Annotated in this window: 24 protein-coding genes; 9 read left to right on the forward strand and 15 right to left on the reverse strand. The window is 66.1% G+C overall.

Features of this window, described 5'->3' with window-relative positions:
- Positions 1–49: 49 nt before the first annotated feature.
- The 6 genes from DIE03_RS15875 to DIE03_RS15900 all read right to left on the reverse strand — a co-directional run bounded on the left by DIE03_RS15875 (position 50) and on the right by DIE03_RS15900 (position 9,598).
- Positions 50–1,684 carry an ABC transporter ATP-binding protein gene (locus DIE03_RS15875; RefSeq protein ID WP_124452018.1) on the reverse strand — a complete coding sequence of 545 codons (1,635 nt, stop codon included), beginning with the start codon at positions 1,682–1,684 and terminating at the stop codon, positions 50–52.
- Positions 1,684–2,787 carry an ABC transporter permease gene (locus DIE03_RS15880; protein ID WP_124451872.1) on the reverse strand — a complete coding sequence of 368 codons (1,104 nt, stop codon included), beginning with the start codon at positions 2,785–2,787 and terminating at the stop codon, positions 1,684–1,686. The genes DIE03_RS15875 and DIE03_RS15880 overlap by 1 nt, the downstream gene beginning before the upstream one ends.
- Positions 2,741–3,793: a microcin C ABC transporter permease YejB gene (locus DIE03_RS15885; protein ID WP_124451874.1), complete on the reverse strand. Its 1,053-nt coding sequence runs from the start codon at positions 3,791–3,793 to the stop codon at positions 2,741–2,743. Before DIE03_RS15885 ends, DIE03_RS15880 begins: the two co-directional genes overlap by 47 nt.
- Positions 3,794–3,805: 12 nt before the next feature.
- Complete coding sequence (locus tag DIE03_RS15890; protein WP_124451876.1) at positions 3,806–5,689, reverse strand: extracellular solute-binding protein; 1,884 nt, start codon at positions 5,687–5,689, stop codon at positions 3,806–3,808.
- Between the two features lie 240 nt (positions 5,690–5,929).
- Positions 5,930–8,719, reverse strand: coding sequence for a TonB-dependent receptor (locus DIE03_RS15895; protein ID WP_124451878.1), 2,790 nt, complete (start codon positions 8,717–8,719; stop codon positions 5,930–5,932).
- 303 nt (positions 8,720–9,022) lie between these two features.
- A complete protein-coding gene (locus DIE03_RS15900; protein ID WP_124451880.1) occupies positions 9,023–9,598 on the reverse strand; it encodes a helix-turn-helix domain-containing protein in 576 nt (191 codons plus the stop codon).
- Between DIE03_RS15900 and DIE03_RS15905 the strand changes: the two genes are divergently transcribed.
- Positions 9,597–9,818 (forward strand): hypothetical protein, encoded by a 222-nt coding sequence (locus DIE03_RS15905; protein WP_124451882.1) that lies wholly within the window; start codon positions 9,597–9,599, stop codon positions 9,816–9,818. The genes DIE03_RS15900 and DIE03_RS15905 overlap by 2 nt on opposite strands.
- Positions 9,819–9,906: 88 nt before the next feature.
- Here DIE03_RS15905 and DIE03_RS15910 read toward each other — a convergent pair whose 3' ends face one another.
- The 5 genes from DIE03_RS15910 to DIE03_RS15930 all read right to left on the reverse strand — a co-directional run bounded on the left by DIE03_RS15910 (position 9,907) and on the right by DIE03_RS15930 (position 13,843).
- The gene (locus DIE03_RS15910) at positions 9,907–11,097 is read right to left on the reverse strand and encodes a lipopolysaccharide assembly protein LapB (protein ID WP_124451884.1); all 1,191 of its coding nucleotides are present in this window, start codon (positions 11,095–11,097) and stop codon (positions 9,907–9,909) included.
- Between the two features lie 16 nt (positions 11,098–11,113).
- Entirely contained in the window at positions 11,114–11,545 is a 432-nt protein-coding gene (locus DIE03_RS15915; RefSeq protein ID WP_124451887.1) for a biopolymer transporter ExbD, read from the reverse strand.
- Between the two features lie 176 nt (positions 11,546–11,721).
- Positions 11,722–12,144 carry a biopolymer transporter ExbD gene (locus tag DIE03_RS15920; protein WP_048250972.1) on the reverse strand — a complete coding sequence of 141 codons (423 nt, stop codon included), beginning with the start codon at positions 12,142–12,144 and terminating at the stop codon, positions 11,722–11,724.
- Between the two features lie 20 nt (positions 12,145–12,164).
- The gene (locus DIE03_RS15925; protein ID WP_124451889.1) at positions 12,165–13,058 is read right to left on the reverse strand and encodes a MotA/TolQ/ExbB proton channel family protein; all 894 of its coding nucleotides are present in this window, start codon (positions 13,056–13,058) and stop codon (positions 12,165–12,167) included.
- 86 nt (positions 13,059–13,144) lie between these two features.
- Positions 13,145–13,843 carry an energy transducer TonB gene (locus DIE03_RS15930; RefSeq protein ID WP_124451891.1) on the reverse strand — a complete coding sequence of 233 codons (699 nt, stop codon included), beginning with the start codon at positions 13,841–13,843 and terminating at the stop codon, positions 13,145–13,147.
- Between DIE03_RS15930 and DIE03_RS15935 the strand changes: the two genes are divergently transcribed.
- The gene (locus DIE03_RS15935) at positions 13,842–14,204 is read left to right on the forward strand and encodes a hypothetical protein (RefSeq protein WP_124451893.1); all 363 of its coding nucleotides are present in this window, start codon (positions 13,842–13,844) and stop codon (positions 14,202–14,204) included. The genes DIE03_RS15930 and DIE03_RS15935 overlap by 2 nt on opposite strands.
- A gap of 483 nt (positions 14,205–14,687) precedes the next feature.
- Here DIE03_RS15935 and DIE03_RS15940 read toward each other — a convergent pair whose 3' ends face one another.
- Entirely contained in the window at positions 14,688–15,176 is a 489-nt protein-coding gene (locus DIE03_RS15940) for an aminoacyl-tRNA deacylase (RefSeq protein ID WP_059234117.1), read from the reverse strand.
- Positions 15,177–15,635: 459 nt separating this feature from the next.
- Between DIE03_RS15940 and DIE03_RS15945 the strand changes: the two genes are divergently transcribed.
- Positions 15,636–15,923 carry a YciI-like protein gene (locus tag DIE03_RS15945; RefSeq protein ID WP_124451895.1) on the forward strand — a complete coding sequence of 96 codons (288 nt, stop codon included), beginning with the start codon at positions 15,636–15,638 and terminating at the stop codon, positions 15,921–15,923.
- A 13-nt stretch (positions 15,924–15,936) separates the two neighbouring features.
- Here DIE03_RS15945 and corA read toward each other — a convergent pair whose 3' ends face one another.
- The gene (corA, locus tag DIE03_RS15950) at positions 15,937–16,914 is read right to left on the reverse strand and encodes a magnesium/cobalt transporter CorA (RefSeq protein ID WP_124451897.1); all 978 of its coding nucleotides are present in this window, start codon (positions 16,912–16,914) and stop codon (positions 15,937–15,939) included.
- Between the two features lie 200 nt (positions 16,915–17,114).
- Here corA and cydX point away from each other — a divergent pair, with 200 nt between their 5' ends.
- Together cydX and DIE03_RS15960 are read left to right on the forward strand one after the other, a co-directional pair.
- On the forward strand, positions 17,115–17,261 hold the full coding sequence (cydX, locus tag DIE03_RS15955; protein ID WP_124451899.1) for a cytochrome bd-I oxidase subunit CydX: 147 nt from the start codon (positions 17,115–17,117) through the stop codon (positions 17,259–17,261).
- Positions 17,258–17,875, forward strand: coding sequence for an ATP-binding protein (locus tag DIE03_RS15960; protein WP_124451901.1), 618 nt, complete (start codon positions 17,258–17,260; stop codon positions 17,873–17,875). Before cydX ends, DIE03_RS15960 begins: the two co-directional genes overlap by 4 nt.
- A gap of 111 nt (positions 17,876–17,986) precedes the next feature.
- On the opposite strand, the gene DIE03_RS15965 is transcribed toward DIE03_RS15960, so the two are convergent.
- Positions 17,987–19,087 (reverse strand): saccharopine dehydrogenase family protein, encoded by a 1,101-nt coding sequence (locus DIE03_RS15965; protein WP_034181371.1) that lies wholly within the window; start codon positions 19,085–19,087, stop codon positions 17,987–17,989.
- 247 nt (positions 19,088–19,334) lie between these two features.
- On the opposite strand from DIE03_RS15965, the gene DIE03_RS15970 reads away from it, so the two are divergent.
- The 4 genes from DIE03_RS15970 (at position 19,335) to DIE03_RS15985 (ending at position 22,723) form a co-directional block, all read left to right on the forward strand.
- Complete coding sequence (locus tag DIE03_RS15970) at positions 19,335–20,117, forward strand: hypothetical protein (protein ID WP_124451903.1); 783 nt, start codon at positions 19,335–19,337, stop codon at positions 20,115–20,117.
- A gap of 37 nt (positions 20,118–20,154) precedes the next feature.
- Complete coding sequence (locus DIE03_RS15975) at positions 20,155–20,592, forward strand: hypothetical protein (protein WP_124451905.1); 438 nt, start codon at positions 20,155–20,157, stop codon at positions 20,590–20,592.
- Positions 20,593–20,684: 92 nt separating this feature from the next.
- The gene (locus DIE03_RS15980; protein WP_124451907.1) at positions 20,685–21,350 is read left to right on the forward strand and encodes a response regulator transcription factor; all 666 of its coding nucleotides are present in this window, start codon (positions 20,685–20,687) and stop codon (positions 21,348–21,350) included.
- Positions 21,326–22,723: a HAMP domain-containing sensor histidine kinase gene (locus tag DIE03_RS15985; RefSeq protein ID WP_124451909.1), complete on the forward strand. Its 1,398-nt coding sequence runs from the start codon at positions 21,326–21,328 to the stop codon at positions 22,721–22,723. Before DIE03_RS15980 ends, DIE03_RS15985 begins: the two co-directional genes overlap by 25 nt.
- A 37-nt stretch (positions 22,724–22,760) precedes the next feature.
- Here the strand turns inward: DIE03_RS15985 and DIE03_RS15990 are convergent, their stop codons facing one another.
- Entirely contained in the window at positions 22,761–23,225 is a 465-nt protein-coding gene (locus DIE03_RS15990) for an Lrp/AsnC family transcriptional regulator (protein ID WP_006481526.1), read from the reverse strand.
- Positions 23,226–23,291: the final 66 nt, after the last annotated feature.

The raw sequence follows: 23,291 nt of genomic DNA on the forward strand, positions 1-23,291 counted from the left end.
TGTGCCGCGCGGCTCGCGCTCGGCCTGGGCGCGCTGCGCCCGGTACACGTCAATCATCGGTTCTCTCTCGGGAGTCGCGCACCGGCGCCAGCATCGACGACGCAAGCAGCGCACGCGTATACGGATGGGACGGCGCATGCAGCACGTCGAGCGTATCGCCCTCCTCGACCACGCGCCCCGCCTTCATCACGACGACCCGGTGGGCCATCGCCCGCATGACCGCGAGATCGTGCGTGATGAACAGGTAGCTGAGTTTGTACTTCTTTTGCAGATTCGTCAGCAGATTCAGCACCTGCTTCTGGATCGACACGTCGAGCGCGCTCGTCGGCTCGTCCAGCACCAGCAGTTCCGGCTCCACCGCCAGCGCACGCGCGATCGCGATCCGCTGCCGCTGGCCGCCGGAAAATTCGTGCGGATACCGCAGCATCGACTCGGCCGGCAGGCCGACCTCCTGCAGCAGCGCGGCGATCCGCGCACGCCGTGCGTCGCCGGCCACCTGCGGCCGGTGCACGGCAAGCCCCTCGCCGACGATCTGCTCGACCGTCATCCGCGGCGACAGCGAGCCGAACGGGTCCTGGAACACGACCTGCATCCTGCCGTACAGCGTGCGCCTGCCCCCCGTCGTCCGCAGCGTGTCGAGCGGCAAGCCGTCGATCTCGATCGCGCCGGCCGCCGGCCGCTGCAGGCCGAGCACAGTCGCCGCGAGCGTCGACTTCCCCGACCCCGACTCGCCGACGATCCCGAGCGTTTCGCCGCGCTTCAGCGTCAGCCGCACGTCGTGCACGGCGCGGAACGTCGTCTTGCCGAGCACCGCACGCCAACCTTTCGCCGCGATGCGGTAGTCGACGGCGAGATCGCGCACGTCGAGGATCGTCTGCGCCCCGGCCGCGACGGGCTCGACGGCGCGCTGCGGCGCACTGTCGAGCAACCGGCGCGTGTACGCATGCTGCGGCGCGGCGAACAGTGCGTCGGTCGTGTTCGTCTCCACCAGCACGCCCTGCTCCATCACGGCCACGCGCTGCGCGAAGCGCCGCACGAGGTTCAGGTCGTGCGTGATCAGCAGCACGGCCATTCCGCGTGCGGCCGCTTCCTGCTCCTGCAGTTCGATCAGCAGATCGACGATCTGCTGGCGCACCGTCACGTCGAGCGCCGTCGTCGGTTCGTCCGCCAGCAACAGCCGCGGCCGGCATGCGAGCGCCATCGCGATCATCGCGCGCTGGCGCTGCCCGCCCGACAACTGATGCGGAAAACTGTCGATACGCCGCTCCGGCTCCGGAATCCCGGTGCGCCGCAGCAGCGCGATCCCGCGTTCGCGCGCGTCGCCCGGGCGCAGCCCTTCGTGCAGCCGCAGGCTCTCGGCGATCTGCTTGCCGATCGTATACAGCGGATTCAGCGCGGTCATCGGCTCCTGGAACACCATCGCGATGTCCGCGCCGCGAATCCCGCGCATCTGCCGTTCGGTCTTCGCGAGCAGGTCCTCGCCGTCGAACAGCATCCGTCCGGATAGCGTCGCCTGCTGCGCGAGCCGCAGGATCGACAGCGCCGTCACGCTCTTGCCCGACCCCGATTCGCCGACGAGCGCGACGCGCTCGCCGCGGCCGATCGACAGGCTCAGGTCCTGCACGGCCGGTTTCGCGCCGAAGCGCGCCGAAAACCCGTCGATCTGCAACAACGCGTTCGCCATCATCGCCCCCCGCCGAACGCCGAGCCGCGCGCGCGCGCGTCGAGCGCGTTGCGCAACGCGTCGCCCATGAAGGTCAGCAGCAGCAGCGTCACCACCAGCGCGGCGAACGCGGAGATCGAGATCCACCACGCATCGAGATTGTTCTTGCCCTCCTGAAGCAGTTCGCCGAGGCTCGGCGTCGGCGGCTGCACGCCGAGACCGAGGAAATCGAGGCTCGTCAGCGACAGGATCGCGGCGCTCATCCGGAACGGCAGGAACGTGATCACCGGCGTGAGGCTGTTCGGCAGCACGTGGCGCCACATGATCTGCGCGTTCGTCAGCCCCATCGTGCGGGCCGCTTTCACGTAATCGAGCGTGCGGTTGCGCAGGAATTCGGCGCGCACGTAGTCGGACAGCACGAGCCAGCCGAACATCGACAGCAGGATGAACAGCAGCCACAGCGACGGCGTGAAGATCGACGCGAAGATGATCAGCAGGTACAGGTCCGGCAGCGCGCTCCAGATCTCGATCAGGCGCTGGCCGATCAGGTCGGTGCGCCCGCCGTAGAAGCCCTGCAGCGCACCCGTGAGCACGCCGACCAGCACGCCCGACACGGTCAGCGCGAACGCCATCAGCACCGACAGCCGGAACCCGTACAGCAGCCGCGCGAGCACGTCGCGCCCGAACTGATCGGTGCCGAGCCAGTTGCTCGCCGACGGCGGTGCCGGATACGGCCGCGACGCGAAGTAGTCGATCGTGTCGTAGCGATAGCGGTTCGGCGGATAGATCGCGAAATTGCCGTGCGATTCGAGCTTCGCCCGAATGTACGGATCGAGATAGTTCGTCTTCGCGGGAAAATCGCCGCCGAACTCGGTCTCCGGATAGTCCTTCAGGATCGGAAAATAATAGTGCCCGTCGTAGCGCACGAGCAGCGGCCGGTCGTTCGACAAACCATCGGCGCACAGACTGAGCGCGAACAGCACGACGAAGATCACGAGGCTCGCGAAGCCGAGCGGCTGCGCGCGAAAACGCTGCCACGTACGCCGCCACGGCGAAGGCGACGGCGCGCACGCGGGCTCAGTGGTCCAGGCGGCTGAACTGGATACGGGGGTCGACGAGGACATAGCAGATATCCGCGATGAGCTTGGTCAGCAGACCGATCAGGGTGAACAGGAACAGCGAGCCGAGCACGACCGGATAGTCGCGACGGATCACCGCGTCGTACGAAAGCTGCCCCATTCCGTCGAGCGAGAACAGCGTCTCGATCAACAGGTTGCCGTTCAGGAACGCGCCGACGAATGCCGCCGGCAACCCGGTGAGCAGCGGGATCGCCGCATTGCGCAGCACGTGCTTCCACAGCACGTCGCGCTCCGGCGCCCCCTTCGCCCGCGCGGTCAGCACGTACTGCCGGCCGATTTCCTCGAGGAAGGTGTTCTTCGTCAGGATCGTGACGATCGCGAAATTGCCGATCACCGCCGCCGTGACGGGCATCACGATGTGCCACAGATAGTCGAGCGTCTTGCCGAGCAACGTCAGGTCGTCGAAGTTGTCCGACGTGATCCCGCGCATCGGGAACACCTGCCAGAACGTGCCGCCGCCGAACAGCATCAGCAGCAGTACGCCGAGCACGAAACCCGGCACCGCATAGCCGGTCAGCACCAGCACGCTCGTCACGGTGTCGAACCGCGAGCCGTTGCGCACCGCCTTCGCGATGCCGAGCGGCACCGATACGAGATACGTGAGGATCACCGTCCACAGCCCGAGTGTGATCGAGACCGGCAGCTTCGAACGGATCACCGCCCACACGCTGCGGTGCGCAAAGTAGGACTGGCCGAGGTCGAACGTCGCATAGCTTTTCAGCATCAGCAGGTAGCGTTCGAGCGGCGGCTTGTCGAAGCCGAACTGCTTGCGGATCTGCGCGATCTGTTGCGGATCGACGCCCTGGCTGCCGTGATAGCCGCCCCCGCCTCCGCCCGCCTCGCCCCCGCGTGCGCTGCCGTGCCGCAACTGCGCAAGGACCTGCTCCACCGGGCCGCCCGGCACGAACTGCGTGACCGCGAACGTGATCGTCACGACCCCGACCAGCGTCGGGATCATCAGCAGCAGCCGCCTGAATATGTATGCCAGCATCGTCGTTCCCCGTCAGGCCGCCGGCGCCGGTTGTGTCGCCGGCTTCTTCACGAACCAGTAGTCGATGATCCAGTCCTCGTACTGATAGGAGTCCGGCACGACGGCCGGATGACCGATCGTTGCCTTGTACGCGATCCGCGCGTTCGGCAGGTAGTACTGCGGGATCAGCACGTACAGGTTGATCAGCACGCGGTCGAGCGCATGCGTGGCCGTCTCGAGATCGTCCAGCGTGTCGGCCGCGAGCGCCGCGCGGATCAGTGCGTCGACGGCCTTCGACTTCACGCCAGGATAGTTCTCGGAGCCCGGCTGCGACGCGGCCGCGCTGCCGAACCGGCGCGTCAGCTCCGCGCCGGGGATCGTCACGGGCAGGTAGATGTACGTCGTCATGTCGTACTCGAAATTGTCGAGCCGCTTCAGGTAGACGGCGCTGTCGATCTCGTGCAGGTACGCATGGATGCCGAGCGTCGCGAGCGCCTGCGTGTACGGCAGGATCAGGCGATCCATGCCGGGCTGGTCGTCGATGATCTCGATCGTCATCGGCGTGCCGTTCGCGTCGCGCAGCGCGCCGTCCCGGTAGCGCCAACCGGCCTGCTCGAGCAGGTCGCGCGCTTCCTTCAGGTTCGCGCGCAGCGAGCCGGGCGGCAGCGTCGACGGCTGGCTGATCATCGGGCCGAACACGGCCGGCGGCAAGGTCGACCGGTACGGTTCCAGCAGCGCGAGTTCCTTCGCGCTCGGCATGCCGGACGCCGCGAACGGGCTCGCCTCCCAGAAGCTACTGGTGCGGCGGTACTGCCCGTAGAACATCATCCGGCTCATCCAGTCGAAGTCGAACGCCAGCGCAAGTGCATGCCGCACACGCACGTCCTGGAACATCGGCTTGCGCAGGTTCATCAGGAAGCCCTGCATCTGCGCGGGGCCGTCGGGGAATTCGCCCTGCTTCAGCATGCCGTTGCGAAAATTCTTGCCGACGTACTTGCGCGCCCACTGCGTCGCGCTGTATTCCATCCGCGCGTCCACGTCACCGGCCTTGAACGCCTCGAGCGCCGTGTACTGGTCGAGGTACAGCTTGAACGACACGTGGGCGAAGCGGAACATGCCGCGTCGCGACGGCAGGTTCGCGGCCCAGTAGTGCGGGTTGCGCACGTAGCGGATCTGCTTGTCGTTCCTGCGCTGCTCGATCAGGTACGCACCGCTCGCGATCGGCGGCACGGCCGCGATCTGGTCGAACGGCGGCCGCGTGCCGTCCGCGCGCTGCCCCCATTTCGGCGAGAACACCGGCAGGTCGCCCGCGATCAGCGCCGCGTCGCGCTCCGCGTGCTTGAACTCGAAGCGGATCGTGTGGCCGTCGACCACCACCGCACGCTTGATGATCGAGAACTGCGCGTTGTAGAGCGGCGACGCCTGCGGGCTCGTCAGCGTGTCGAACGAATACTTGACGTCTGCCGCGGTGATCGCGTCGCCGTTCGAGAAGCGTGCGGCCGGGTTGATATGGAACGTCGCCGACAGCCGGTCCGGCGCGAGCTCGACGTCGTCGGCGACCAGCGCGTATTCGGATGCGAGTTCGTCCCAGCTGCGCTGCATCAGCGTGTCGAACATCAGGTTCTTGATGTCGGGCGCGGGCGAGCCGCGCACGAGGAACGGATTCAGCGAATCGTAGCTTTGCGCTTCGTCGTAGTTTTCGAAATCGAGCGTGCCGTCGTCGGGCGCATTCACGTCCGCGTAGTCGAAATGCGTGAAATCCGGCGGATATTTCGGCTGGTCGTATTGCGAAATCGCCGGCACCGCGAGCGCGGCCCGCGGCATCGCACCGCCCGACACGAGCAGCGCCGCGCAGGCGAACAGCACAATCCGCGCGCGGTGCGGCACGTGTGCCCATCGCCATTTCAACAGTCTCATGGTCAGTCTGTCCGGAAGCGTGCGGGCGCGAAGCCTGCACGCGGTCGATGCCTGTGCCGGACGCCGCGTACTGGCCGCGTCCCGCCGGTAGTTCGTGTTGCAAACGATCGAAACACTGCGCCATCGCGTGCCGCGGTTGCGGGCATGCGTGGCGCCAGGCGAAAAAGGGCCGCTCCAATTAAAGGGGGGTTGTGGACGTGGAGCGGCCCGTCCAAGCCTGTCAATCCATCACGGCCTCCGTCAGAACTTGTACGTCGCGCCGACCTGCGCGAACCGGCCGATGTACGAGTACACCGACGTGTCGTACCCGCTCTGGCTCAGCGTGCCGTTCGCGAAGATCGGGTCGTACGGCGGCGTGCGGTTGAAGAGGTTGTCGATGCCGCCGTAGATCGTCCAGTTCTTGAAGCCCGTGTACGTCACCATCAGGTTGAACTGGCTGTACGAACCGACTTTCGGCGGCTCCGCCATCAGGTTCTGCGCGTACGGGCCCGTGAACTGCCACGTCAGCGCTGCATCGAACTTGCGATAGTTCCAGTCCAGCGTCGTGTTGCCGCGCCAGCGCGGGAAGCTGCCGCCGAACGGCTGCGTGATCGTGAAGTTGTTGCCCGCGCCGTTGACCGGCGCGGCGCCCGGGAAGCCGATCTTGTAGCTGTTGATGTATGCCCAGTCGCCCGACAGCGTAAGCATGCCCCAGCCCTTGAGCGGCAGCCCCTGGCGGAACGTACCTTCGAAGCCGTTCGTGTCGAGGTAACCGAGGTTCTGGTACGGAATCACCTTGTACAGCAACTGGCCGGTCGTCGGGTCTGTCACGACCTGCGATGGCTTGCCCTGGCCGATCACGTTGTCGATGCGGATCTTGTACCAGTCGAAGCCGATATCCGTGTAGCGGGCCGGTGAGACCTGGAAGCCGATGTTGAAGTTGCGCGTGCGTTCCGGTGCGAGGTTCGGGTTGCCGACCGTGATCGACGTGTAGTTCTGCCCGGTAGCCGGGTCGACCTGGATGCCGAGGGTCTGCGACTTGCTGTCCTCGACGAAGGTCGGCGCACGGAAGCCGCGGTTGTACGACGTATACAGCGTCAGCGCCTTGATCGGCTGGTAGCGCAGCGCGAAGCGCGGAGAGAATGCACCGCCCACGTCCGTGTAGTGGTCGTAGCGGCCTGCCTGGCTGAACGTCAGGTTCTCCAGGATCGGCACGTTGATCTGGTAATAGACAGCCGCAACGTTGCGCGCGCCGTTCACTGTCTGCAGATCGGGCGAGATCACCGCGCCGCTCAGGTATTCCGAGCCCGGCGTCAGCGTTTCGCTCTGGTGCGTGAACTGCGCGCCGAAGCCGATGCCAACGTCACCGGTCGGCAGGTGGAACAGGTTCGGCGTCGACAGCGTCGCGTCGATCGTGTCGAGCTTCGAGATGCCGAGGTTGTTCGCTTCCTGGTACAGGCCGTTGAATGCGTTCGGCGTCGCGGCCGGGTTCGCGAAATTCAGCGTGCCGTTCTGGTAGATGTTGTTCAGCGCGTTCACGTTCAGCTGGTTCGTGAACACGTTCGACACCGTGCTCTGCGAATGGCTGACCGACGTCGCCCAGTCCCAGTCGCCGTACGGCAGCGTGAACGAACCCTTGATGCCGGCGGCCGCGCGCCAGTAGTTGGCCCAGGTCTTTTGCGCAACCGTGTTCGGAAACGCGTAGGTTAGCGGCGTGGCCGCGCCCGTCGTGTTGTACGGGTTGCTGGCCGGTACCGTGTAGTTGAACGGCGACAGCAACTGCGTCTGCGGATTCCACACCAGCGCCGGGTTCTGCGGGTTGCCGATCACGTTGTTCCACAGGCCGTCGTTGGTCGTGGTCGTGTTGTAGCTTTCCAGGAAGTCCGCGAAGGCCGTCGTCGTGTCGTTGATCTTGAAGTCGCCATGCAGCTTCGCGTTCAGGCGCTCGGTCATAGGCAGGATCGACGTGCTTTCCGCCGTGTTGTACCCGCAGATGGTGCCCGGCAACCCGGCCGACAGCGAGTTCGTCGCGGCCTGGTGCACCGCTCCGCCGAACGGGCAGCCGTTCAGCGCCTGCGCACTGCCGTCGGGCATGTTCCAGTAGGACGGCGCGAGCAGCGAGAAGCCGCCCGGCTTGCCCGTGAAGTCCTGGTTGCGCGTGGAATCGCGGTCAGCCAGCGTGAAGCCGTTCGACTTGTAGTAGCTGAGTGCGGCCGTCACGTTGAAGCGGTCGGCGTTCAGGTCGCCGAAGCCGCCGAGCACGCCGAACTTCATCGTGCCGTCGCCGTTACCGGCGTTGATCGCGCTGCCGAGGCTGCCGTCGAGCTGCAGGCCGCGGAAATTGTGTTTCGTGATGATGTTGACGACACCGCCGATCGCGTCCGAACCGTACTGCGACACCGCGCCCGTCTTCACGATTTCGATCCGCTCGATATCGTTGAGCGGCAGCGTGTTGAGGTCGAAGAACGAATCGACGCTGTTCGAGAAGAATGCGTACGGCGCGACGCGCTGGCCGTCGACCAACACGAGCGTGTACTTCTCCGAGAGGCCGCGCAGTGCAATGCCGGCCGCGCCGGCCGCGAAGTTGCCCGACTGCCCTTCGCCCCAGCTGTTCGCCGAGTTGGCCGTCGCATTGCGCAGGAAGTCGGTCACCGTCACCGCGCCGCTGGCCTGGATCTCCTTCGGCGTGATCGTCTGCACCTGCTGAAAGCCGGTCTTGTCGGATTGCCGGATCAGCGAGCCCGTCACTTCGAACCGCTTGATCTGCGCGACCTTGCCCTGCCCGTTCGCGGCGGGTGCGGCAGGCGTCGCCTCGGCCGCTGCACCGGGTGCCGCATCGGGCGCCGCAGCGTCCGGTGCAGCGGCGCTGCCCGCCGTGCCGCCCGCCTGCGCGACGGTCACGGGTGCGCCGTTCGCGACCGCATCGGCGATCGCGACGGCGCCCGGCGCCGGCTGGCTCTGGGCGAACGCCGGCGGCACCAGTACGGCCGTCAACGCGAGTTCCGCCCAGACTATCCTCTTGATGGCCAACGCCAACACTCTCTGCTTCATCTTGTTCCCTCTCGCTCGTAGTAAGACCCCACCTGCTGTGCGCCGGAACCTTGTGAATTCCTTGCGCGTCCTGGGTGCCCGTGTACCGGAACCCGCGATTGCCACGCTTTCGACTGCCATGATTCGAACGGATCGGCCTCGGGGCACCAGTGCCATTCAGCACGACCGCTATTTATTGTTTTGCTTTGTCATACTAATTACCTACATTGAGCGCGCTACCTGCCTCTTCCCGATTCGACGGATGGCGCGTCGTGGTGCCGGCCCTTCCTTCGATCGGATACTTCTTCCTTGCGGCCGCCGCCGCTAGAACAGCCGCGGCGTGCCGACCCAGACGATTACCGCCTCTTCGTCGGCCGTGTTGTGCCACGCGTGCGGCATCGTCGACTCGTAGTGCGCGGTATCGCCTTCGTTCAGCGTGAACGTGCAGTCCTCGAGTGTCAGCGCGACCTGCCCGCGCATCACGTAGACGAACTCCTCGCCCGCATGCGTGGTCATCTCGGACGACAGCTGCCCTGCCGGCATCCTGACGAGGATCGCGTCGAGCTTGCGGCCGTCGACCAGGTTCGTCAGCCGCGCGAACAGGCTCGTCGAGTTCGCGAACTGGAAATACTGCAGCGCGTTGCCGCGGCACACCGAGCGCGCTTCCGTCGGCGTGTCGATGAAGTACTGCATCGTCACGCCCAGCGCCTTCGCGATCCGGACCAGCGACGTGATCGACGGCGTTGCCCGCCCGCGCTCGACCTGCGACAGGAACGGCTTCGAAATGCCGGCGATGCCGGCCGCTTCGTCGAGCGTGAGTTTCAGACGCTGGCGCAGCGCCCGGATCTTGTTGCCGAGCGACACGGCGACGAGCACCGACTCATCAGGGGGCACAACCATGGAAGAACTGAGCCTCGCAGTCGAAATCGGTTTGATGTCGGCGATCCGTGATCGATGCAACGATGCGCACGGCCCGGCGCGATACCCGCTCGCGCGCGGCAGCCGCGTGCGGGTGGTGCGCGGCGCAGGACGGCACCATCGCGGCCTGTCCGCACACGTCTCGCATATTTCATTCGGTTTACTAACTAACAAGGCTGCTCCTTTTCCTCGTCGAACCTGAACGTCATGCTGTCATGCACCGGCACTGTCGCGGCGGCGCACCGCTTGCCGATCGCGCCTGCAGCGTGCGCCGCCACCCCGTCGTTGCGTTACCGGGACGCCACCGCCGTCCACAGCCTGGCCAGGTCGCCGGAACCGTCGGTTCCCTTGACCGTGCGCAGCACCTGTACTGCATGTGCCTTCTGGCCGGCCACGTAGTACGCCTCGCCGAGCCGCAGTCGCGCCGCGTCGGGATGCTCGAGGCCGCCCTTCGCGATTGCCTGCTCCATCATCGGCAGCCCCTGCTGCGCGCGGCCCGCAAAGACGAGGTTCATGCCCGTGTCGAGCGGCGTCGCCGGCGTGGCGGCATCTGCGCCCGATTGCGCGCGCTTCGCGGCGAGCGCCTGCAGCCGCTTCTCGCGGTCCGCCTGCGCGTCCTTGCCGAGTACGCCGGACGCGAACCCCTGGTCGATTACCTGCTTGCCCTCGGCGGGCGATCCCGCCACCAGCGCGAGCTGCGTCATCTCCATGTATGCGTCGGCCGTCGCAAGCGATCCCGTCGCGCGGCGCAACCGGTAGATGTCGAGGTCGAGCGACGACAGATACCCGGGCGTGCCGCGAATGGCCGTGATCATTTCGTCCCAGTACGCGGGGCTCGGATGGTAGGTCACCAGCAGCCCGAGCGCACTGCGATACGCGTTGCCGTCCTTCACTTTCTGCGCGCACGTCGCGAGCATCTGCAGTTGCCCTTCGTCCGGTGCGCGTCCGCTGTTTGCCTGTGCGTCGGTGCTCGCCTTCAACTGGCTCACGACCGGCGCGCAATCGTTCGACAGGTAATACGACTGCGTGAGCAGCGTGCGCATTTCAGGGTCCGTGCCGCCTGCCTTCAGGTAGCGCTGCGCGATCCGGATCGCCAGCGGATAGTTCTTCTGCTGGAAATAGATGCCGGCCAGTGCCGCTGTCGTCCGCTGCTCGTCCTCGCCCGACAGCCGCCCCGAGTTCAGCACGGTTTCGTACGCCTGCGCAGCCGTGCCCGAGTCGCCGGCCGCGATTGCCGCCGCGCCGCGCATCTCTTCCACCATGTACGTTTCATACGGTGTCCGGTTGGGCACGGCGGCCGCCTGGCCGATCTTGCCGAGCGCGTCGCGATACTTGTGCGCGCGGTACAGCTCCTGCGCCGCTGCGAGCGGTTTCGCCACGTCCGGCCGCAGCGCGTCTGCCGGCAGCGCCGGCCGGCCGAGCATGCAGGTCGCGCCGAGCGCCGTCACCGCCAGGATCCGTTTCCATCGTCGCTGGTTCATCGGCTCGTCCGTTTCGTCATTGCATGAACTGTTCGTTACCGATCAGGCCGATCTTGGTCGCGCCCACGCGTTGCGCGGACGCCAGCACGGCCGCCACGTCCTTGTACGGCACCAGCTTGTTCGGTCGCAGGTGGATCTCTGCCTGCACGGGTTCCGCCGCGACCTGGGTCAGTTTCGCCTCGAGTGCCGAACGGTCCGGCACCGGTGTGCCGTTCCACGTCGTCGTGCCGTCGAAGTCGATATCGATCTGCACGACTTCCGGCGGCGCGGCCGGCGGCGGCGGGTTGCCGACCGGCAGGTCCATCTTCACCGAATGCATCTGGATCGGAATGGTGATGATCAGCATGATCAGCAGCACCAGCATCACGTCGATCAGCGGCGTGGTGTTGATGTCGACCATCACTTCCGGTTCCGCGTTGCTTCCGCCCGAAGGCACATTCATCCCCATCTTCGACTCCTGTCGACCCGCGTTAGCGCTTTAGCGCTTACGCGGGTCCCATGCTTTGCGGTCGACCCGCGTTAGCGCTTTAACGCTTACGCTGATCCCATGCTTCGCGGTCGACCCGCGTTAGCGCCTCAGCACTGACGCGAGCCCCATGCCCTGCAGCCGATCCGCTCGGGCGCCTAACCGCCGCGTGCCGGCGGCTCCGTAATGAACGACAGCTTCGCGATCCCCGCACGCTCGCACATCGTGACCACCCGGCCGATGAACTCGTAGCGTGTGTTCTGGTCGCCCCGCACGTGGACGCTCGGCTGCGGCTGCTGTTGCGACACGCCTTTCAGCTTTGCGAGCAGTGTCGGTGCGTCCACCAGCTGCTCGCCCCAGAAGAAATCGCCGTCGCGATTCACCGCGATCTCGATGCTTTTCGGCGTCGTCTGCAGCGGCTGCACCGTCTCCTTCGGCAGCTGAAGCTGGATCGTGTGCGTCACGACCGGAATCGTGATCAGGAAGATGATCAGCAACACCAGCATCACGTCGACGAGCGGCGTCGTGTTGATGTTGGCGATCACCTCGTCGCTATCGTCCTGCCCGACGTTCATGGCCATCGCGCGTCTCCGTCAGCCGGTCAGTTCGCGAGCGATGCCGCCGGCGATGCCGCACGCACCGGGCGCCGGTTGCCGGCCAGCAGCACCGTGTGCAGTTGCGCGCCGAAGTTGCGCACCCGCTCCATCACCGACTTGTTGCGCCGAACCAGGAAGTTGTAGCCGAGCACCGCCGGCACTGCGACGGCAAGGCCGATCGCGGTCATGATGAGCGCCTCGCCCACCGGGCCTGCGACCTTGTCGATCGACGCCTGCCCCGCGATGCCGATCGCGGTCAGCGCGTGATAGATCCCCCAGACCGTGCCGAACAGCCCGACGAACGGGGCCGTCGACCCCACCGTGGCCAGAAACGCGAGCCCGTCCTGCATCCGGTTCGACACGTTCGTGATCGAGCGCTCGACCGATACGTCGATCCACGTGTTGCGGTCCACCGCTTCGAGCAGCGCGTCTTCGTGATGTTCGCCGGCTTCGATCGCGGTTTCGGCGATGAACCGGAACGGCGACGCCTCGTCGAGCAGCTTGGCGCCTTCGGCCAGCGACGGCGCGGTCCAGAGCTGCGCGTCGGCCAGTTTCGCGCGACGATTCGCACGCAACTGCTCCAGGAACTTGGTGATCATGATGTACCAGCTTCCCATCGACATGATCACGAGCAGGATCAGCACGAAACGGGCGACGAAGTCGCCGTTCTTCCAGAGCGCGCCGAGCCCGTACGGATTCTCGACTGCGACCGACGTGGCCGGCGCGGGCGGCGGCGCCGGCTCGGCGGCGGCCGGTGCCGGAGCCGGCGCGGCCTGCGCCGACGTATCGGCCGCCCCGCTGGCCTGCGCGTGGGCGAGCTGCGGCGCAACGAACCCGTCGACCACGACGACGGACATCAACATGCTTGCCGCCAGCGCGGCCAGTAAACGCTTCGTCATACCCCACTCCAGTTCTTTCGTTGAACTTAATACACAAGTTCGAGACGGTTTTCCCCGACCCGGCTCGTGCCGGGCCGCCCACTGCATCAATTCAGATTGAACGAGAACGGCACCTGGACCCGCACCGACTGGCCCTGAGCGACGCATTTGAACCGTTTCACGGTGTTGAACGCGGCGCGATCGAGGATCGGATCCGCCGACTGTGCGACGCGCTCGTTCGTGATGTTCCCTTCCGCATCCACGACGAACTCGATCGTCACGTCACCCGTGATGTTGTTTTCCTGTGCTTCCTTCGGATACTGGATCGACGCGCGCAGCGTGTCCGAATTCGGGCAGACGACCCCGACGTCATGGCTGACCGGCTTGGCCGGTGCCGGAGGCGCCACCACCGGCGCCTGCACGGCCGGCGCAGAAGGCACCGGGGCCGACTGGTGCGTGATCGTGGCCTGCGGCGGCGCCTGCACCTGGACTTCCGGCGGCGGCACGAACGGCGGCGGCGGCGGCGCGAATTTCGGCGGCGGGAGTTTGACCACGGGCATCGGCGGTGGCGGCGGCGGCTTGACCGGCTCGATGATGCGGGTTTCGATCGGATGCTGGATCACCTGCACGACTTTCGTCGCGAGGCCGTTGAGCAGTGCGTAGATCAGCACTGCATGCAGCACCAGGACGATCCCGATGCCGCCGAACCGGCGCACCGGGTTCTGCTGCTTCTTGCCGAACTCTCTCGGACGCCCCAGCGTGGCCAGTCCGCTGTTCGAAGTAGCCAGATGTTCCTCGACTTTCATGCCCACCATCCATCCCCCAAGCGATTCGCCCAGTTTCGGGTTGCGGCCGGCAGCGCAGCCAGGTCGGCATCGCCACCGCATCATCCCGAAAATTTCATTTCAAATTCAATTAGCAATCCGAATTGAAAGAATCACATTCGAATTCCAATTAATTCTTTATCAAGGAATCGTTCCGGCCGGCGCGGCCCGGCTTTACACCGGTAAACCACGCGCCCGCACGGTCAGGCAATTGTTAGCTGAGCAGACGCCCCTCGTATTTCGTATGACGAATCGCCGATCGTTACGCGGTGATGTCAATGGCGCCGTTCACTTGGGTGCAGAAGATAGCAAGGAAAAAATTTTGCCGTCAAACTTTATTTGATGCCCAAATACAAAGTTTGGAGGCTTTATTCAAATAATATTCCGGTAAGCACAAATCAAGTATTTATTATTCAAACGGTAATTGATTTGTATGGATATATCAAAATCCGGATATCAAACCCTTTTCGACATAAATATTCGCGTATTTCCTGCGCTGCACCAGAATGGTTGGTCCCGGAGACGACGGGCTGGCGCGTCGCGTCATCTCGGCAACGCCGGCATCCGTCGTTCGACGTCCCTCTTCACCTGCTCGGAACGCGGCCGGCGTCACATGCCGCGAGACGCCGGCGGCACGATCCGGTCTCGTAAATATAAATAGGAATCCGATACAACTAGAATGAGATGACGATCTATCGAATCATCACGAAACAACTTCGCACATCAAATTAACATTCCGGGAAAACGCGTCCGAAAGGCACACGCCCCCCTCCTCGGCGCGCACGCATGCGCGCCGCCCTCGCGTGTCACCGCATGCGCCGTCTCGTCAGGACAGCATCATCCCCTGCATCTTGTGCGAGAAATGCGCGCGCTCCGCCGTCTCCATCAGCATCAGGAATTCGTCCTGCATCATGTGGATCAGCGCTTCGTGGTCGCCGGCCTCGAAATAGACTTCCGGCTGCTGCGCGAGACGTTCCTCGAGGAAGGTCTTCATCCCGTACGCCATGCAGACCGGCGGCAGCGCGCCCATGTCGCAATCCTTGAACAGCTCGCGCAACTCGACCTCCCGGGCGAGCACGAGATGGCGTCCCGTCTTCACCCAGAGATCCGACAGGCGCACCGCGTGCGTCGTCGGCAATACGGCGGCGACGTAGCCCTCGTCGTCCTCGAGGAGCACGGTTTTCGCGAGGCGATCGCCGGGAATATGCGCGGCGGCGGCCGTCTCCATGCTCGTATGGCTATAGGGGTGGTACACGACTTCGTACCGCGATGACTTCTGGCGCAGGCAATCCTGCAGGGTGGCGGATACAGGCATGGCACACCTCGTCTGGGCGAATCGGGCGAACGGCGTTCGCACCGGATTCGTTCAGCATAGGTCGCATTCCGGCCAATGGAAACGCCGTCGCGCAGCGACCGTCCGGACGGCCCGACGCGCGGTTCCGGTCCTTTTTCGCGCGGCCCGCGCGCCGAAGCCGGCATGTGAAATCCGGGCCCGGAATACGCTTCGCAGACCCTCTTTTCCTGTAGACGAACCCGGGCAGTGCATATGGCGGGCGCGGCCGCGCGTATCGATCCGCAGGCGCTGCAAAGCCGGACCGTTAGTTGCGTTTACGAGAAGACGCCAACGGAAAGCGCGCGTGTGCGCTCCATTCCGCAGGCACGCGAAAGGCCGCCTTGGCGCCGCCCGAACCGCGCCACCAAGGCGCCGCACACTGCCCTATACTGAGTCGGCCGCACGCGAACCGGCGGCACCCACCGACTCCGGGAGCGACACATGCATTACCAGTTGATCTACGAACTCGTCGACGATTACCTGACGCGACGGGAACCGTTCCGTGCGCAGCATCTCGCGCTCGCGCAGGCCGCGACCGAGCGCGGCGAACTCGTGCTCGCCGGCGCGCTGGCCGATCCGGCCGACCAGGCCGTGCTCGTGTTCGAAGGCGATTCGCCGGAAGCGGCCGAATCGTTCGCGCGCGCCGATCCGTACGTGCAGAACGGCCTCGTGAAATCGTGGCGCGTGCGGCCGTGGCGCGTCGTGATCGGCAAGCACGCGCCAGGCTAGGCGCGCGGGATGTCTACAGCCACCCTGCCCGCTTGAAACGCCACCACAGCGCGAAGTCGGCCACGACCATCACCGCGATGCAGCCGTAGAAGCCGTACTTCAGGTGCAGTTCGGGCATGTTCGCGAAGTTCATCCCGTAGATGCCGGCGATCATCGTCGGTATCGCGAACAGCGCGGCGAACGAGCCGAGCCGCTTCGTCACTTCGCTCTCCGCGAGCGAAATCATCCCGAGGTTGACCTGGATCGCCGTGACGACCATCTCGCGGCGCCCTTCGATCGTCTTCACGATCCGCTGCAGATGGTCGTACACGTCGCGAAAATATGCGGCCATGCCGCTGCAGACCTGCGGCACGCGCCCGCCGGTGAGCTTCGCGAGCGGCTCCATCAGCGGCGCCGTATGCTGGTACAGCAACACGAGCCGGCGTTTCAGCGAATAGAGATCCTCGATGATCGCGCGCGACGACGCGGGCGTCGCCTTCGCGAAGATGCGGTCCTCGAGTTCCTCGAGCTCGGTGCCGAGCGTTTCGAGGATCGGAAAATAGCGGTCGACGACCTGATCCATCAGCGCATAGAACACGAACGCCGATCCTTCCTGCAGCAGATGCGGCTCGCGCTCGCAGCGCTTGCGCACTTCGCGGAAATCCTGCTCGGTATGGTTGCGGATCGACAGCACGTAGTTCGGGCCGACGAACACGTTCAGTTCGCCGACCTTGAATTCGCCGTCCTCGTCGAGCTCGACCGTATGCAGCACGGCGAACAGCGAATCGCCGTATTCCTCGATCTTCGGCCGCTGATGCCCTTTGCGGGCATCCTCGAGCGCGAGTTCGTGCAGACCGAACTCCTCGCCCATCAGGTCGATTTCGTCGGGCGTCGGATCCTTCAGCGCGACCCACACGAAGCATTCGGGCTTCGACACGTAGTCGCTGATGGCATCGATATCGATGTCGGCCAGCTTGCGGCCGTCCTGGTATGCAGCGCAGTTGATCAGCATGTTGTCCGTGATGTTGCGGTTTGCGCATCAGTTTACCGCTTTGCTGCGCGGACGGCCCGGCTTGCACGGCACGCCGTTATTGGTCATGATCGGGCTGCGTGCGCCGCAGCACGCGCACCGCGGTACGTCGACAGGCCCGCGGCACCTGCGTTGCGCGATGCACAACGCCCGCGCGATCCAACCGTCAAGGAGGCAGACCTATGTGGTATTTCTCGTGGATACTCGGCATCGGCGTGGCGCTCGGCTTCGGCATCATCAACGCGATGTGGCTGGAAGCGGAGGTATTCTCGCGCGGCGACAAGCGCAACGACACGTCGAGCCCGCGGCCGGGAGGCAAGGCTTCGTGACGCACCTGGTGTTCTTTTGCGGTCACGCCGGCACCGGCAAGACCACGCTCGCGAAGCGGCTCATCGGGCCGCTGATGCGCGCGACCGGCGAAGCGTTCTGCCTGCTCGACAAGGACACGCTGTACGGCCGCTACAGCGCGGCCGCGATGGGCGCGCTCACGGAAGATCCGAACGATCGCGACAGCCCGCTCTACCTGAAACACCTGCGCGATCCCGAATACCAGGGCCTGCTCGATACGGCCCGTGAAAATCTCGCGCTCGGCATCGGCGCGATCGTCGTCGGCCCGCTGTCGCGCGAAGTGCGCGACCGGCGCATCCTCGACCGCGCATGGCTCGGCATCGCACCCGACGTCGCGCTGACGGTCGTCTGGGTCCACACGTCGGAAGACGTCGCACATGCGCGGATCGTCGCACGCGGCAACCCGAACGATGCGTACAAGCTCGCGCATTGGGACGAATACCGGCAGCGCCGCTTCGTGCCGACCGGCCGTGAATGCGACGGCATCGTGATGTTCGACAACACAGCGCCGTCCGACGCGGACGTCGACGCGCTGCTGTACCGCATCGTGCCGCCCCCCCAACCCGCGACGATCGTCCCGCCGCTGCCGGCCTGAGCGCGCCGCCCGCCGCCGCCCCGCTTTCTGCTTTCCCCCAAAAAAACAACGCCGGAAGCGCTGCTGCGCTCCCGGCGTCGTACGGCCCTCGTGCCAGAGGCTGGCGGTCGGTCAGGCGACCGCGTGCACGCGCTCCATCGTGCCGCCTTCGTACAGCTTGCCGAAGCGGTTCGACAGGAACGCCTTCAGCGACACCTTTTCCTGCGGGATGAAACCGCTCTGCGGCAGCTTCTTCTCGCGGAACAGATCCAGCACCGCGCACATCGCGCCGGCCGTCGTGATCTGGATCGCGCTCATGTGCATCCCGCACACGTCCTTCGCGAAGATCTTGCGCGTGAACACGTCCTGCACGAGCTGGCCGTCCTTCACGCCCGTCACCGTGACGAACACGAGCACGACGTCCTGCTTCGTCGACGGCACCGCGCGGCGCATGATCGACTTCAGCGTGTCGCGATCGGTCGACAGGCGCAGGTCTTCCAGCAGGAACTGGACGAGCTCGCGGTGGCCTGGATAGCGCACCGACTTGTAGTCGAGCGTCTCGACCTTGCCCGACAGCGTCTCGCACAGCGTGCCGAGGCCGCCGGACGTGTTGAACGCTTCGTATTCGGTGCCGTCCAGCGAGAAGTGCTCGAGGCCTTCGAGCGGCTGCACCCACTGCTTGCGGCCGTCGCGGATCGCTTCGCACGGCTGGCAGTATTCGTTGATCAGGCCGTCGACGCTCCACGTCAGGTTGTACTTCAGCGCGTTGGTCGGATACTCGGGCAGCGCGCCGACGCGCATCTTCACGTCGCGCACTTCGCTGAAGCCGTTCACGAGTTCGTGAGCGGCGATGCCGATGAAGCCCGGCGCGAGGCCGCACTGCGGCATGAACGCGCGGTCGGAGCCGTCGGCCAGTTCGCGGATCGCGTGGGTCGCGCGCACGTCTTCGGTCAGGTCGAAGTAATGGACGCCGGCAGCCTTCGCGGCGGCGGCGACGTTGACTGCGAGGTAGTACGGCAGCGCGTTGACGAGCGCATCGAAGCCCTTCACCGCTTCGCGAATCGCATTCGCGTCGGCCGAATCGACCCGTTGCGTCGCGATGCCTTCGCGCGACAGCTTCGCAAGCGCATCCGCGTCGCGGTCGAACGCAACGACTTCGTAGTCGCCCGTTTCACGCAGCATGTGAGCAATGGTGTGGCCGATCAGACCTGCGCCGACGATGGCGATTTTCATGCGCTTATCTCCTGATGATGGGTTGGTGTTGTGAACGGCGTTGAGCCATGAACACAGTTTAGGGACGCTCAAAATCAGTTCCAAGACGAAGAATGATGCGAAACGACCGATAATTTCGACGTTATGACGACACATTTCGCCGAAACGTCGAAACGAGGGTTTTTCACCCGCTGCGGCCTGCTATGGCTGGCCTAAGTTTCGCGATTCAGACTGCATGCCGGTCACCCGATTTCCATGGAGGCATCGCATGCAATCCCTGCCCGTCAACCGCGCGTCGCACTGGCTGAACAAGGTGCCCGACGTCGCCCTGTCGTTCTGGATCATCAAGATCATGTCGACCACGGTCGGCGAAACCGGCGCGGACTTTCTCGCGGTCAACGCGGGACTCGGCCAGACCGTCACGCGCGTCGCGATGGCGTCGCTGCTCGCGATCGCGCTGTGGCTGCAGTTGCGCACGCGTCGCTACGTGCCGTGGATCTACTGGCTCACGGTGGTGCTCGTCAGCATCGTCGGCACGCAGATCACCGACCTGCTCACCGACGGCCTGAACGTCAGCCTCTACGCGAGCACCGCCGCGTTTGCCGTCGCGCTCGCTGCGATCTTCTTCGTCTGGCATCGCGTCGAAGGCACGCTGTCGATCGACACGATCGTCACGCCGCGGCGCGAGCTGTTCTACTGGGCCGCGATCCTCTGCACGTTCGCGCTCGGCACCGCCGCCGGCGATCTCGCGACCGAGGCGCTCGGGCTCGGCTTCACCGTCGGTGCGCTTGCCTTCGGCGCGTTGATCGCGGCCGTGTTCGCCATGTGGCGGTTCGGCGCGAACGCGGTGCTGGCGTTCTGGATCGCGTACATCCTGACACGTCCGTTCGGCGCGTCGCTCGGCGATCTGCTCACGCAGGCCCGCGCGTACGGCGGGCTCGGTTTCGGCGCCGCGTGGACGAGCCTGCTGTTCCTGACCGTGATCGTGCTGCTCGTCGCCGTCGCGCAATTCGGCAGCGGCGCGCAGACGCGTGCCGGCGCCGCCGATTGACACCCCCTATTTCCCTTCATCGCATCGAGGACATCCCATGACCATCCCGAATTCCGTTTCCCGTCTCGTCATGACCGCAGCCGCGATGGCCGTGCTCGGCACCGCCGCCGGCTGCTCGAAGCAGGATGCGAGCGCATCGACCGCGGTACCCGCCGCGGCCGCCGCGTCGTCCGCAGCACCGCGCGCCTCGAAGCTCGGCGACCTGTCGCAATTCCGCACGATCGCCGCCGACGTGAACACGCTCGTCGCCAAGGGCGACCTGCCCGGCGCGAAAACCCGCATCAAGGATCTGGAGATCGCGTGGGATTCGGCCGAGGCCGGCCTCAAGCCGCGCGCTGCCTCCGACTGGCACATGGTCGACCAGGAGATCGACCGCGCCCTCTCCGCGTTGCGCGCCGACCATCCGACCCAGGCCGATTCGGCCGCCGCGATGAAGAGCCTGCTCGCGGCCTTCGACCGGTTCGGCGGCAAGTAAGCGCGGATCGGCGATGCGCCGGGCGCGCCGCACGTGACGGGCGCGCGGGAATCGCATACGCTGGCGGCGATCGCGCAGCACGGAGAACACGCATGCGAATACTGCTCGTCGAGGACGACCCGATGATCGGCGAGGCGGTCCATGCCGCGCTGAAGGACGCGTCGTACGCCACCGACTGGGTCGACGACGGCGGGCGCGCGCTGGCCGCGTTCGCCGCGCAGCCCTACGACCTGGTCCTGCTCGACCTCGGCCTGCCCGGCCGCGACGGGCTCGACGTACTGGCCGGCATCCGCGCGAAGGACGCCGGCACGCCGCTGCTGATCGTCACCGCGCGCGACGGGCTCGACGATCGCCTGCGCGGCCTCGACGGCGGCGCCGACGACTACATCGTCAAGCCGTTCGACATGGCCGAGCTGCTCGCCCGGATTCGCGTCGCGATCCGGCGCCGCGCCGGTTCGGCCGCGCCGCTGCTCGGCAACGGAATCGTGTCGCTCGACCCCGCCACGCGCGAGGCGACCGTCGACGGACAGCCGCCGGTCGCGCTGTCGAACCGCGAGTTCTCGCTGCTGCGTGCGCTGCTGGTCCGCCCCGGCGCGATCCTGTCGCGGCGCGAGCTCGAGGATCGGCTGTACGGCTGGGGCGAGGAAGTCGAAAGCAACGCGGTCGAATTCCTGATCCATTCGCTGCGCCGCAAGCTCGGCAGCACCGTGATCAAGAACGTCAGGGGGGCCGGATGGATGGTTTCAAGAAGCGCCTGAACGAGTCGATCGGGTTCCGCCTGTCGGTCGCGCTGTCGGCCGCGATCCTTGTCGTCGCCACCATTGCGGCCGCGTTCGCGTTTTCATCGGCGTTCGATGAAGCGCACGAATTGCAGGACGACGTGCTGCGCGAGGTCGCGACGCTGCTCGACCGCCAGCGTGCGCCTGCGCCGCATGCGGCGGGCGCCGGGCCCGCACGCGAAAGCGACGAGCTGTCGCGCGTGATCGTGCAGCCGCTCGGCGCCGATCCGCAAGCACGGCAACCGCGCACCGACGGCTCGCCTCAGCTCGCGCTGCCGCCGACGCTCGCCGACGGGCTGCATACGGTCGATGCCGGTGGCAGCGCCTATCGCGTGATGGTCCGTACGTTCGCGAACGGCGAGCGCATCGCGGTCGCCCAGGCAGCCGGCATGCGCGACGACGTCGCGCGCGAGAGCGCGTGGCGTACCGCGTTGCCGCTGCTGATCCTCGTGCCGATCCTGCTGCTGCTCGTCGCCGATCTCGTGCGCAAGCTGTTCCGTCCGGTCGCCGCGCTGTCCGCCGGGATCGACGCGCGCGACGAACACGACCTGCGCCCGGTGCCGGCCGAGCACGTGCCGGTCGAGGTGCGGCCGTTCGTCGTCGCGATCAACCGGATGCTCGCGCGCGTCGCGCAATCGGTCGATGCGCAGCGCCGCTTCGTCGCCGACGCCGCCCACGAACTGCGCTCGCCGCTCACCGCGATGTCCCTGCAGGCCGAGCGGCTGGCCGACATCGACCTGCCGGACGACGCGCGCGCACGGCTCGCCGCGCTGCGCGGCGGGCTCGACCGCAGCCGCCACCTGATCGGGCAGCTCCTCGCGCTCGCGCGGGCGCAAAGCGCGCCGGCCGCGCCGCCCGGCGCCGTCTCCGTGCATGCGATCTATCGCCGCGTGCTGGAAGACCTGATGCCGCTCGCCGAGGAGAAGGCGCTCGACATCGGCATCGACGACGGCCCGGACGCCCGCGTGAGCGTCGACGAGCTCGAACTCGCATCGCTGGTCATGAACCTGGTCGACAATGCGATCCGCTACACGCCGGCCGGCGGTCGCGTGGACCTGTCGACGTCATGCACCGATACGCATGCGTGCGTGACGATCGTCGACAGCGGGCCGGGCATCGCGCCGCAGGAGCGCGAGCGCGTGTTCGATCCGTTCTACCGCGTGCCCGGCAACGCGCAGATCGGCTCCGGGCTCGGCCTGTCGATCGTGAAGATCCTCGCGGACCGGATGGGCGCCGACATCACGCTCGCGCATGCGGACGAGCGGGCCGCGCACGGATTGCGCGTATCGGTGCGGATTCCGCTCGCGCGGCCGTCACGCGCAGCGCAGCCGCGCGACCGGACCGACGGCTGATCGAGCCGCTGCGTGCGATACAAATGCGACCGAAGCGTCAGCCGCCGATCGTCCCGCGATCGATCTTGCGCGACAGGATGATCGACGTCGTCGTGCGCTCGACGCCTTCGAGCGTGCCGATCTGGTCGAGCAGGTCGTTGAGCCGTTCGGGCGAATCGGCGCGCAGCCACGCGACGTAGTCGTACTCGCCGCTCACCGCGCACAGCAACTGCACTTCGGGCATCCGGTCGAGCTTGCGCAACACGTCCTTGCCGAACTTCGGCGTGAGGATGATGCCGACGTACGCGTAAATGCTCGCGTCGAGCACGTCCTGCCCGAGCCGGACGCTGTAGCCGGCGATCACGTTGGTGCGTTCGAGCCGCGCGATGCGTGCGACGACCGTCGTGCGCGCGACGTCGAGCTGGCGCGCGAGATCCGCGACACTGGCGCGCGCATCGGCTTGCAGCAGCGCGACGAGTTGCCGGTCGAGATCGTCGAGTTGGTCGAGGCGAGGTGGACGCATGAGACTGGGCCGGTGCGCAACGCGCCGGCTGAGTGGAAGGTGACGCGATGATAGCGCCGAACGCCG

The sequence above is a fragment of the Burkholderia sp. Bp8992 genome, from assembly GCF_003853705.1.
Taxonomy (GTDB): Bacteria; Pseudomonadota; Gammaproteobacteria; order Burkholderiales; family Burkholderiaceae; genus Burkholderia.